Origin of the sequence: Pseudomonas syringae KCTC 12500, assembly GCF_000507185.2 — a bacterium.
In the GTDB taxonomy this organism is placed as follows: domain Bacteria; phylum Pseudomonadota; class Gammaproteobacteria; order Pseudomonadales; family Pseudomonadaceae; genus Aquipseudomonas; species Aquipseudomonas syringae.
Genome location: NZ_AYTM02000002.1, coordinates 5,472,107 through 5,485,810 on the forward strand (window position 1 = coordinate 5,472,107; position 13,704 = coordinate 5,485,810).

Consider the following 13,704-nt stretch of genomic DNA (forward strand, 5'->3'; position numbering starts at 1 on the left):
GCAGGAAAAGTCTGTCACGGGATACCGGGACATCCTGCACAACCGAGCGGTTACCCGTCAGAAAGTGCGGCTATCGAACATGGACCTCTTCACTGCTGCTCATTTGGACGGGCTCCTTGTCGAGCGCTCGCGAGATCGCCTGGCCCAATGCGCTGACGTGAGGCGCCCTGACCAGTGTGTCGTGGGTGCCGGGAAGCGCTGTAACGCTCACCGGTGTCTCAAGCAAAGCCCCCCAACCCAGCAGCGGATCGGTGCGCTCCTGCCCGCTGGCGGTAAACAGTGTCACGTGAAGCGGGGCGGGCAGGCTGACATAGGCACTGATGGCGATGTGGGTCGCATGGGCCACCGCAAGATGGCTGCGTAGCATGGTGGCATCGACGTTCTGCGGCAGTTCTTCCGGAAGCAGGCGCTGTGCCATGCAAAATGCCAGCATTTCCTCGACGGCATCCGCGCTGGCCAGCTCGGTGAGCTGCCGGAGAACCTCGGGATCAAGCTGCTCGGGTAGCCAGCTCATCAGGAATTGACCTTCGCTCAATACCTCCGGCGCTTGCTGCTCAAGACGCGCGGAGGTGTCGATGATGCCGAGGAACTCCAGCTGTTCGCCGCTGGATTGCAGTTGGCGGGCCATTTCATAAGCGATAAGACCACCTGCAGACCAGCCGCCGATCCGGTAAGGCCCTCGCGGTTGTACTTGGCGAATCGCTGCCAGGTAATGCGCAGCCATGGCCGGCACCTCAAGCAGCGGCTTCTCTCCAGCTGCCAGGCCACTGGCGGCCAAGCCATAGAGCGGCACCTGTGGGTCGATTGCCGCGGCCAGATCGCGCACGTACTGCACTTCGCCGCCCAACGGGTGGACCAGGAACAGCGGCCTTTTCGAGCCAGTGCGACGGACCGGTACCAGATTGCTGTGATGGCCGGGACGTGTCTGGCTGTCCAGTGTCCTGGCGAAACCGGCAATGGTCGGCTCGATGAACAGATCGCGGACAGCGATCGGTTTGCCGAGTACCTTGCGCAAACGCGACGCCATCTGCACGGCCATCAGCGAAATACCGCCCAGCCTGAAGAAGTCGTCATGGCGACTGACCTTGTCCAGCTTGAGCAACTCCTTCCAGAGGTTGGCGAGGGCGATCTCGGTGTCGCCTTCGGGCGCTTCGTAAGGCAGGTCTTCAGGTTGTTCGTCCTCGACCGTCGCAGCGACAGTCGCGGTATGCGCCGAACTCGGCAGCGCTGGCGTATTGTCCAGCACTTGACCGATCGACTGCTGTGCGTCAGTCACCATGTTCTCCAGAACCCTGGAAAACAGCTGCATGATGGTCTGCACAGTGGTTTTGTCGAACAGGTCGCTGGAGTATTGCAGGCCGCCGCTCAGGCTTTCGCCGGTATCGGCGAGTGACAACGAAAGGTCGAACTGCGTGGTGATATGGGCACTGTCGATCGACTCGACCTCCAGGCCGGGCATTTGCAGCACCGAAGGGGGCGTGTTGTCCAGGCTCAGCATCACTTGGAACAATGGGCTGTGGCTCATGCTGCGGGTTGGCTGCAAGGCGCTTACCACTTGCTCGAACGGCAGATCCTGATGACTGTAGGCAGCCAGAGTGATGTCTTTGATCCGACCGAGCACTTCACTCAGTCGGGTCTCTCGGCAGGTTGCCACACGCAATGCCAGCGTATTGGCAAAGAAGCCGATCAATGGCTCCAGCTCCGGGCGTTGACGGTTGGCGACAGGCGTACCGACTACTACATCATTCTGGCCGCTGAGGTGACTCATGAGCATCGACCAGCCTGCCAGCAGGACCATGAACAATGTGCTGCCCTGAGCCTGACTGAAGGCACGCAAGTCGGCACTCAGCTCTGGCGAGAGCACACAGTCGATCATCCCGCCGGTGTAGCTCTGGATGGCTGGGCGCGGACGGTCCAGTGGCAGGTTCAATACGCTTGGCGCACCTTCCAGATGCGTGCGCCAGAAGTCGATCTGAGCTTGCAGCGCCGGGCCGTCAAGGGATTGCCGTTGCCAGGCGGCGTAGTCCACGTATTGCAGTGGCAGCGCTGGCAGCGGGTCTTTCTGGCCTTGACTGAAGGCGGCGTAAAGCACGCTCACTTCCTGGGCAAGCACACTGTTGGACCAGCCATCGGAGACGATGTGGTGCAGCGTGATCAACAGCACATGTTCGGTATCCGCGACCTGCAGCAGATGCCCGCGCAGCATCGGGCCCTTGGTCAGATCGAACAGTTGCGTGGCATTTTCCTGACCCAGACGGGTCAGGGTCGCCGTGCGCTGGTCACTGGAAAGATCGCGCAGATCCTTGTGCAACAGCGGAAAGCGGGTATCGGCCGGGGCGATCTTCTGCACCGGTTCACCGTCCACCAGTTCAAAACGCGTGCGCAGGGTTTCGTGGCGTGCAACCAGGCGGTCCAGGGTTGCCTGCAAGGCAGGCGCATCGAGTTCCCCTGTCAGGCGCAACGCCATCGGCAGGTGGTAGGCCGCGCCGGCCGCGTGATCCAGATGATCGAGGAACCACAGACGTTGCTGGGAAAAGGACAGCGGCAGGCGGCCCGAACGATTGGCCTTCGGGATCGATTGCGCTTCACTGGGCGCAGTGGCGTTGACCAATGAAGCCAGGCCACGCACGGTCGGTGCGTCGAAGAGCTCACGCAAGGTGATTCGTGTACCAAGCTTGCGCCGCAGTCGTGACAGCAACTGCACAGCGAGCAACGAATGGCCGCCCAGCTCAAGGAACCCGTCGTTACGGCCCACCTGGTCCAGATGCAGCAGGGCTTTCCATATTTCGGCGATGGCCTCTTCGGTTTCGCCTTGCGGCGCCTCGTATACCTTGCTGGCCAATGCGTCCTGGCCGGGGGCAGGCAGCGCGCGGCGATCGAGCTTGCCGTTGGCAGTCAGCGGCAGTGCGTCCAGATGGACGAAAGCGCTGGGCACCATGTACTCAGGCAGATGCTTGAGTAGTTCGGCGCGCAAGTGTTCGGCCGCCACCGCTTCCCCACAGACATACGCGACCAGGCGCTGGCTGTCCGAGTCTCCCTGGTTATCATTGCGGGCAATCACTATCGCCTCGCGGATGCCCGGCATGGCCAGCAGAACGTTTTCGATTTCACCCAGCTCGATACGGAAGCCGCGAACCTTCACCTGGAAGTCGTTGCGGCCCATGTATTCCAGCGTGCCGTCTGCCAGCCAGCGACCCAGGTCGCCGGTTTTGTAAAGGCGTGCATTGGCGACATCGGAGAACCGGTCGACGATGAAACGTTCGGCACTCAGCTCGTCACGGTTGAGGTAACCGCGGGCCACACCGCGACCGCCAATGTGAATTTCACCGACGACGCCCAGTGGCGCCGGCTCGCCACGCGCATCCAGAACATGCACTTGAACGTTGGCGATGGGGCGGCCGATGCTTGGTTTTTCACCCAGATCGCGGATCAGATCGATGGTCGCGTCCACTGTGCATTCGGTCGGGCCATACATGTTGTAAAAGCGGATGGTCGGGCAGTTGCGCAGTTTCTCCCAGGTGCTGGCGTTAATCGCTTCGCCACCCAGCAGCACGCTGACCGGCTGATAGCTGCTGCGTTCCAGCAAACCGGCCGAGAGCAGGGTGTCGAGCTGCGACGGCGTCGAGTCGAAGGCATGAACCTGATGGGCTTCGAGGAAGTCCAGCAGTTCGCTGCCGTTGGCACGCAGCAGTTGCGGGATGATCACCAGCGTGTGGCCGGAGAACAATTGCGAGATGCCTTTGATCGACATGTCGAAGAAGAAGCCGGCATTTAGCGCCACGGTGGCCGGGGTAGGGCAATGCTGGTGGGTCGTGCGGGTCAGCACGTTCCAGAAGTTGAACACCGAGTGATGCTCGACCATCACACCTTTCGACTGGCCTGTGGAGCCTGACGTGTAGATCACGTAGGCCAGGTTTTCCGCCGTCAGGCTGTCGACCAGCGGATTGGCATCGAACGCCTGATCATCCGCCGCCAGCAGCGATTCAGCGCTGTCGAGCAGCATCAGTGGTGTATCGCCGGCCGGCAGACTGAGGGCGCTCTGGGTCAGCAGCGCACGCGGCTGGCTGTCCTGCAGCATGAAGGCCATGCGGTCAGTTGGGTGGGCAGGGTCGATCGGCACGTAGGCGGCGCCTGATTTGAGCACCCCCAGCAGGCCGACAATCATATCCAGACTGCGCTCGGCGCAGATGGCCACGCGCTCGTCCGGTTGTACACCAAGTTGCAGCAGTTGCCGGGCTATGTGGTTGGCACGGCGGTTGAGCTGGCGATAGCTTAGCTGGCGGTCTTCGTAGACCAGCGCCACGGCGTCAGGATTGCGGCGGACCTGGTCTTCGAACAAGGTATGGATCGGCACGACCGGTGCGAAGTCGTTGGCAGTGTCGTTGAAGTCGTTGAGCAGCAGTTGCCGCTCGGCCTGCGGAATCACTTCCAGGCTGCTTGCCAGGCGTGCCGGATCCTGCTCAAGGGCATTGACCAGCTCGGCAACCGCCTGACCGAGGTAAGCGGCAATCCGATGCGGATCGATACCGCTGATGGACTGCGCAGTCAGCGAAAACCCGCTGCCCTCATTGGCCACGGCAATTTCGATCGGGTAGTTGGTACGGGTTTCGGATTCCTGGAAATGAATGCCTTCCCGCCCGGCCAGATCCTCGACGTTTTCCCCGGCAGTGTCCGTCAAATCACCGTGACGGCAGTTGAGGATCACGGTAAACATCGGCAGCGATGCATCCACCGCACTGCAGCGCTGCGCCAGGGCCAGAGGTGCCTGTTCGTGGGTCAGCAGGCCGCTGAGCTGTTGGTAGGCGTCCTGAACGATATCGCGCACGCTGTTCTGTTGCAGGCGAATACGCATCGGCAAGGTATTGATGAACATCCCCAGCGCATGGTTGGCGCCGGAGGTGCCTTGGGAACGTCCGGAAAGCACCGTACCGAAAATCCCGTCGTCGCGTCCGCTGGTGGCGGCCACCACCAAACCCCATGCCGCGTGGAACAGCACCGAGGTGGGCACGCCCTGGGCCCGTGCGGTGCTATGGACCCGCGCGCTGAGGTCGTCGCTCAGTTCCTGCACCGAGCGCAGGATGACTGCGTCGCCGCCACGCACATCGAGCACGCCGTAGGGCGCGGTGGTGGTATCGACATCCCCCAGCAGTTGCCGGAAATAGGCTTCATGTTCGGCCTGGGAAACGCAGGCAGCCTGAGCGATGAAGTTGCGATACGGCTGCGAGGGCGGCAGGCTGTCCGCGCGTCCGTCCATCACCGCCTGGATCTCGCCCATGATCAGACGCAGGGTGACGTTGTCGCTGATAAGGTGATGGTCCAGCAACGCCATCAACCACTTTTCCTGCCGGGTATCGTAAGTGATATACGCGGCTATCAGCGGTGCCTGTTGCAGATCCAGACGCAGATGGTAGGTGTCGGTGCGTTCGCGCAACATCTGCAAGGCGTCTTCGCCTGGCGCGGCGTCGAGCTGAATGACTGGCAACGTCGCCTGGCGATGCACCACCTGTACCGGTTGCGACAAACCTTGCCAGCGCAAGGAGCTGCGCATGATGTCGTGGCGGTTGATCACCACTTGCAGTGCGCCGAGGAAGTTGTCGAGCAAGTCACGGCTGTCGAAGGTCGCAATGGTGCGCATCAGGTAGGCGTCGCCTTCTGACTGCAACAGATGGTGAAAGAGGATGCCTTCCTGCAACGACGACAGTGGGTAGATATCCTGAACATTGGCGACGCCGCCTGCTACGTCGGCAACGATATGTTCCAGTTCCTGCTGGGTAAGCTTGACCAGCGGCAGCATGTCCGGGGTCAACGCCGTGCAGTCGAGGGGAATCAGGTTCGCCGGGGCGACCCGTTCCGCCGTAGTGCCGCCCGCCAGGACAGCGGCCATGGCTTGCAGGGTCGGTGCCGAGAACACCGTCCCCACGTCCAGCAATAAGCCGATCTGACGCAAGCGCTCTATGAGGCTGATGACCAGAAAAGAATGGCCGCCCAGTTCGAAGAAATGATCCTGGCGACCGACACGTTCAACCCCGAGCAATTCCTGCCATGCACCGGCCAAGGTGGTTTCGATAGTGCCTAGCGGCGCTTCGTACTCACGACTGACCGTCGCCAACTGGTCCGGCGCGGGCAGGGCGGCACGGTCCAGCTTGCCGTTGGTCGTCAGCGGCCAGCTTTCAAGGGTCACAAAGGCACTAGGCAGCATGTGTTCGGCCAGCACGCTGGCCAGTTGGTTGCGCAGAAGCGCTGACTCGGGCGCGGTGCCGTTCTCGGCAATCAGGTAGGCGACCAGGCGTTTGTCGCCGGGGCGATCCTCACGCACGATAACCATTGCTTCACGGACCTCCGGGCAAGCGAGCAATTGCGCCTCGATCTCACCCAGCTCGATACGAAAACCGCGAATCTTGATTTGCGAGTCATTGCGGCCGACGTAGACCACACCGCCGTCGCTGCGGTAGTGCGCAACGTCACCGGTACGATAGAGGCGCGCGCCGTTTTGCATGGCATACGGGTCGGCAATAAAACGTTCGGCATTCAGTTCCGTGCGGTTCAGGTAATGCCGGGCGACCCCGGCACCGCCGATATAAATCTCGCCATTGACGCCCGCCGGCACCGGCTGCTGGTAGTCGTCGAGAATGCGCAGACACAGGTCATCTAGCGCCGGGCCGATCAGACTTGGCATGGCTGTGTCGATTTCCGACTGGCTGATCGGGTAGTACGTGGCATGCACGGTGATTTCCGTGATCCCGTACATGTTCACCAGACGGGTGCGCGACAGCGGTGTGCGTACAGTCCAGGGCTGCAGGCTGCGGAAGTCCAAAGCCTCGCCCCCGAACACCACTTCACGCAGCGCATGCTCTTGCGGGCTGCGTTCGCGCGCCTGAATGAACTGGCGGAAAGCGCTTGGCGTCTGGTTCAGAACGGTGACCTGCTGCTCGCAGACCAACGTATAGAAGTCATCCGGCGAGCGCGCCACCTCACTCGGGACGATGACCAGTTTGCCGCCGTAGCACAGCGCTCCCCAGATTTCCCAGACCGAGAAGTCGAAGGCGAAGGAGTGGAACAGCGTCCAGATATCCTCGCGCCCGAAGTTGAATTGCCCGGCAGTGGCGTCGAACAGGCGTGCCACGTTGCCGTGCTCCACCAGCACACCTTTGGGCAGGCCTGTAGACCCTGAGGTGTAAATGACGTACGCCAAGTGCTCGCGGGAAAGACCCAGCGCTGCAGGCTCAGGGTTGCAGTCCAGCGATTCATCCGCCAAATCGGCACTGTCGTTATCCGCGCCGAGGTTCAGTACCGGCACGCTGTGCGCCGGCAGCACGTCGAGGCAGGCCGACTGGGCCAGCAACGCCACCGGCGCACTGTCTGTCAGCAGGTAGCCGAGACGTTCGGTGGGGTAAGCCGGGTCAAGCGGTACGTAGGCCGCACCGGCCTTGAGTACCGCCAGCACCGCGCAAATCATCTGCGTGCCGCGCTCTGCGAGGATCGCTACCCGGTCATCGGGACGCACGCCTTGGCCAAGCAGCTCACGGGCCAGACGGTTGGCGCGGCGATTGAGCGCCTGGTAACTCACCTCTTGCCCGCCAAAGACCAGTGCGATGTCCTGCGGATGGGCGGCAGCGAACTGCTCGAAGCGCTGATGCACCATCAGGCCCGAGGCGAATACCGCCTTGGGCTGCAGCAGTGCAGGCGAGGCCAGACGCTGCGCCGCACTCAGCAAAGGCAGGCCGAGCACAGGTTGCGCGACATCCTCGACCATCGCTTCGAGCAGGGTATGGAAATGCTGGGCAAAACGCTCGACGGTGGAGCGATCGAAGAGGTCGCTGGCGTACTCGATTACCCCGGAGAGAGTGCCGGCTTCGCTACCCAGGGTCAGCATCAGGTCGAACTGCGCGGTTTCATGGGCTTGTAAAACCGGATGCAGGCTAAGGCCCGGCAGGGTCAACTCGCCGCCGATGCTGGTGTTATCCAGCGACAGGGCGACCTGACACAGCGGGCTATGACTCATCGAACGTGGTGGCTGCACGGCTTCGATGACTTGCTCGAACGGAATATCCTGATGCTCATGGGCCGCCAGCGTGGTCTGGCGGACCTGTTCCAGCAATTGGGCCACGCTCGGGTTCTGCGCCAGATCAACGCGCAGGGCCAGGGTATTGACGAAGAAACCGATCAGGTTCTCGGTTTCGGTGCGGGCACGATTGGCGCTCGGCACGCCTATCACTACATCGCGTTCGTTGCCCAGACGCGCCATAAGCACCGACCAGGCACTGAGCAGGCCCATGAACAGGGTGACGTTATGAGCCTGGCAAAAGCACTCCAGACGCTGATAAAGCGTCGCATCGATCGTCACTGGCACCGCGCCGCCGCGATAGCTTTGCACCGCCGGACGCGGCCGGTCGGTGGGCAGCGACAGCAGCGTCGGCGCGCCACCCAGGTGCTCACGCCAGAAGTCGGCCTGCTCGGCAAGGCGCTCGCCGGTAAAGGTGCGGCGTTGCCAGGCGGCGTAGTCGGCGTACTGGATTGACAGGGCTGGCAGCGGGTCCGGCTGATGCTTACTGAAGGCCTGATAGAGGGCGGCCAACTCGTTGACCAACACACCCACCGACCAGCCGTCAGAGATGATGTGGTGCTGGGTAATCAACAGCATGTGCTCATCATCGGCCAAACGCAGCAGACGCCCGCGAATCAGCGGGCCCTGGCGCAGGTCAAACGGTGCAGCGGCCTCGCTGTCAGCGATACGTGAAGCGCTGAGGCTGGCCTGTTCATAGGACAGCGAGCGCAGGTCCTGTTCGGCAAGCGTGAAACCGCTATCCGCAGCAGCGATGACCTGCACCGGCTGTTCACCGTGCAGTTCGAAGGTGGTGCGCAGGCTCTCATGACGTACGACCAGGCGGTCGAGCGCCCCCTTGAGCGCGCGATGATCAAGCTCGCCGCGCAACAGCAGCGACATCGGCATGTGGTAGGCGCTGCTGGCACCAGGAGCGAGTCTGTCGAGGAACCACAGGCGTTGCTGGGAAAAGGACAGCGCCAACGGCGCGTTACGCTCGATGGGTTCAATACTGTCGGTAACGGTCGCTTGCAGGCCGTCGACGACCCTTGCCAGCTCGGCCACCGTCGGGTGACTGAACAACTGGCGCAGCATCATCTCGCCGCCCAGCTGTTGGCGGACTCTGGAAACCAGTTGAGCGGCCAACAGCGAGTGACCGCCGAGTTCGAAGAAGCTGTCATGCCGGCTCACACGCTCCAGGCCCAGCAGTTCCTGAAATATCTGCGCCAGGGCCAGTTCAGTGTCGCCTTCTGGAGCGGCGTAGCTACGCTCGGACATGGCTTCCAGGTCCGGTGCTGGCAGTGCATCCTGATCCAGCTTGCCGTTACTGGTCAGCGGGTAGGCCGCCAGGCTCACAAAAGCGCTCGGAATCATGTAATCGGGCAGGGTGGCGCCCAGTTGTTTGCGCAGGGCGGCAATTTCCAGGCGGACCGATGGTTCGGCGATCAGGTAGGCAATCAGGCGTTTGCCTTGACTTGCGTCATCACGGGCCAACACCCGGGCTTCACGGACGCCCTCGCAGGCCAGCAGTTTGGCCTCGATTTCGCCCAGTTCGATGCGAAAACCGCGAATCTTGACTTGCGCATCCATGCGTCCCAGGTGAACGATTTCGCCGTTATCCAGCAGCTTGCCCAGGTCGCCGGAGCGGTACAGGCGTGTACCGGGACGCAGCGGATCGTCAATAAATCGTTCGGCGGTCAGCTCAGGTCGATTCAGGTAGCCACGACCAACGCCCAGACCTGCGACACAGATTTCTCCAGCTACGCCAATCGGCAACAGCTCCTGCCGAGCATCCATGATATAGGCCACAGTAGTCGGGATCGGCCTGCCGACATTGGAAATGCCCGCGGCGATATCTTCGGCGTCAATGGCCTTATAGGTTACGTGTACGCAGGTTTCGGTGATGCCGTACATGTTCACCAGTGCTACGTGGGCAAAAGCTCGGTGGAATTCATCCAGTTTGCCCGGCTCAAGGCTTTCACCGCCGAAGATGACATAACGCAAGTGTTGCAGATTTACATCGCTGCGCCCGAGGGCGGCGCTGGCAAGTTGCAGAAAGGCCGATGGCGTCTGGTTAAGTACGCTGACCTGCTCGCTTTCGAGGAAACACAGCAATTGCTCGGGGTCGCGGCGCAGGGCTTCGGGTACCAGTGTCAGGCGCCCACCATAGAGCAGGGCGCCGTACATTTCCCAGACCGAGAAATCGAAGGCATTGGAGTGAAACAGCGACCAGACATCCTCGGCATTGAAGGTGAATTGTGAGCGACTGTTGTGCATCAGGCGCACGACGTTGCGGTGTTCCAGCAGCGCCCCTTTGGGTTCGCCTGTGGAGCCGGAGGTGTAGATCACGTAGCAGAGATGGTCTGGGGCATTAACGTTCTGCAGGTTGACCGTGAACTCGGCGTTGTTGCCTGCGGCTTCGCTCGACTCCGGGGCGAAGACTTCGATTCCAAGCGCCAGCAGAGCAGGGCTCATGTCCTCACGGGCAATGGCTTTACGCGTGCCGCTGTCACGCAGCACGTAGTCGATTCGCGCGGCCGGTGAGCCAGGGTCAATCGGTACGTAAGCGGCGCCAGCCTTGAGTACGGCGAGGGTGGCGACAATCATCGCCGGCGAGCGCTCAAGGATAATCGCCACCAGCTCTTGCGGCTGCACACCGGCATTACGCAGACGATGAGCTAGGCCGTTCGCCTGTTCGTTCAGCTGGCGGTAGCTGAGCCGCTCCTCGCCCAGATTGACCGCGATGTTGTCCGGGGTCCGGCGCGCCTGTTCTTCGAAGATTTGATGCAGGGTCAGGGTGTCGGGCCAGGCCGCTTCGGAGTCGTTGAAATCGATTACCTGGCGTTGGCGCTCGGCGGCATCGAGCAGAGCCACGTCGTTAACACGCTGTTGCGGGGCATCGACAAAGGCCTGCAACAAGCGCACGTAATGGCGCATCAGTTGATCGATAAATTCAGCGGTGAAGAAATCGGCGTTGTAGGTCAGGTGGCCGTGCCAGAGCAGCTCACCGGCATTGATCAGCAAGTGCAGATCGTTCTTGCCGTAGCCCAGGTTGGTTTCCAGGCTGTTGACTTCCAGGCCTGCGACCATGGTGCCGCTGTCGCTGACGTGCTGAAAGTTGAACAGTACATCGAACAGCGCCGTACGGCTCATGTCCTTGGCCGGATCGAGCACACGCACCAGTTGGTCGAACTGCATGTGGCGATGCCGGAGGGCCTCGGTCAGGGTGTTGGCGGTCTGCTCGAGCAGGGCTTGCAGGGTGGTCTCGCTGTCACAGGCAGCGCGGATCACCAGCAGATTGTCCAGTGGGCCGACCACATTTTGCAGAGCCGCTTCGCGGCAGGCCGCGCTGGTGCCGATGACCAGTTCGTCGTGCCCGGCGTAGCGCCGCAGCAGGGCGGTGAATGCGCTTAGCGCCAGGCTGGCAGCACTCACGCCGACGCGTTCGGCCAGTTGTTCCAGCCCTCGTTTCAGTGCTGTATCGATTACACATTCATGAGTCGCCTCACTGAACACATGGACGGCGGCCCGTGGCCGATGGAGTGGCAGCTCCAGTGCCTGAAGCTTGCCGCGCAGTTGGTAGCTCCAGTAGGCCCGCAGGTTTTCCAGTACGGCAGCCGGCAACTGGCGTTGCCATGCGGCGAAATCGGCATAGTTCAGAGACACTCGCGGCAGCGCGGCCTCACGCCCGGCACAAGCGGCTTCATACAGCGCCAGCAGGTCGCGTTTGATCAGTTGCAGCGAGGTGCGGTCGGCCAGCAGGTGATGCACGGCCAAGGCCAGTACGCCGTTATTCTCGTCTGCGCGGATCAGGCTGGCGCGCACCAGGCTGCCAGCGCTCATGTCCAGCGGGCGACGGGTCTCGGCCACAGCCAGTGCGCGTATGTTGTGCGCATTGCCTTGATGTTGCTCCAGCGTCAGGCGGGCCGGGCCGTCGAAACTCTGCCAGGCGCTGGCGCCGTCGCTGTGTACACGGCAGCGCAGGATGGCATGGCGGTCCAGCAGACCGTCAAGGGCGGTTTGCAGGGCCGCGATGTTCAGTTCGCCCGACAGCTCCAGTAGCAGCGCGAGGTTGTGATACACCGGGTTGGCGTCATACAGGTAACCGGTTTCGAAGGTGTCGACGAACCAGATACGCTCCTGGTGATAGGACAGCGGCAACCGCTCCGCCACCGGTGCCAGCGCGGTGACTTCGGGCAGCAGCAGCGCAGGGTCCAGTTGCAGTTCGCCGATACGTGTCTGCGGCGCTTCGGTGAAGCTGCGCAGCAAGCGTTCGAAGCGCGCGGTCAGGCGCTCGATGGTGCTGGCGTGGAATAGCGCAGTGGAATACGACAGGCTGCAAGACAGGTTCTCGCCGCTTTCGTCGATGTGCAACGACAGGTCATGCTGGGTGTTGTCATTGTGGGAGGGCAAAAATTCGAGCTTCAAGCCAGGCAGTTGCAACTGCCCGCCAGCGCTGTCGGTATCGGTGTAGAGCATGGTCTGGAACACCGGGCTGTGGCTGGCACTGCGCGGTGGTTTGAGGGCTTCGACGACCTGCTCGAATGGCGCTTCCTGACGGCTGGCGGACTCCAGCATCAGTTCCTTGACCTGCTGCAGTACCTGATCAAGGGTCGGGTTGGCATCCAGTCGTATCCGCAGTGCCAGCGTGTTGACGAAGAAGCCGATCAGCGCCTGCACGTCCAGCCGGTCGCGGTTGGCAGTCACGGTGCCGATCACCACGTCCTGCTGGCCACTGATTCGACCCAGCAATACGGCCCAGGCGGCGATGAGCGTCATGAACGTGGTGGCGGCGCGGGACTGGGCAAAACGGGTGATGGCACCGGACAACGCAACCGGCAGATCAAAGTTCAGGGTTTCGCTCCGGTAGCTCTGCACCGCCGGACGTGGCCTATCGGTTGGCAACGCCAGCAAGGCTGGAGCGCCCGACAGATGGCTACGCCAGAACTCGATGTGCTGGCTCAGGCGCTCACCTTCCAGATGCCGCCGTTGCCAGGCCGCGTAGTCGGCATATTGCAAGGCCAATGGGGGCAGGGGATCGGGCTGGCCGGTGCTGAACGCCTCGTACAGCGCCGCGAATTCCTTGACCAGTATGCCAATCGACCAGCCATCGGAGATGATGTGGTGCTGGGTAATCAGCAGTCGATGTTCAGTGTCGCTCAGGCGTAGCAGACTGCCGCGGATCAGCGGGCCGTGCAGCAAGTCGAAGGGCGCTGCGGCTTCCTGCTCGCTCAATTGCGCCGCGTGTTGTTCGGCCTGTTCCTTGGGCAGATGGCGCAGATCATGTTCGACCAGGTTAAAGCCGCAGTCGGCCGCTGCAATGATTTGCACCGGCTGCTCGCCTTCACGGCGGAAGGTCGTACGCAGGCTTTCATGGCGCGCCACCAGACGATCAAGGCTTGCCTTGAGTGCGCTGCGGTCCAGGTTGCCATGCAGCACCAGCGATGCAGGCATGTGATAAGCGGCACTGGCCGTTGGATCGAGTTGATCGATGAACCACAGCCGCTGCTGAGCGAACGACAGTGGCAGCGGACCTTCGCGGTGCGCGGCAACTATTTCGTCAGGGGCGCTATCGACAACCCGCGTGGCGCCGCGCTGTTTGAGCAGGCGCAACAGTGCGGCGCGTTTCAGTTGGTCGAGACTATCGTTATGTGAGTTCAATT

Annotated in this window: 1 protein-coding gene; it reads right to left on the reverse strand. The window is 62.0% G+C overall.

Features of this window, described 5'->3' with window-relative positions; all coding sequences use genetic code 11:
• Window positions 1-70 precede the first annotated feature (70 nt).
• On the reverse strand, window positions 71-13,702 hold the full coding sequence (locus tag V476_RS24300) for a non-ribosomal peptide synthetase (protein WP_050428282.1): 13,632 nt from the start codon (window positions 13,700-13,702) through the stop codon (window positions 71-73).
• Between the last annotated feature and the right edge of the window lie 2 nt (window positions 13,703-13,704).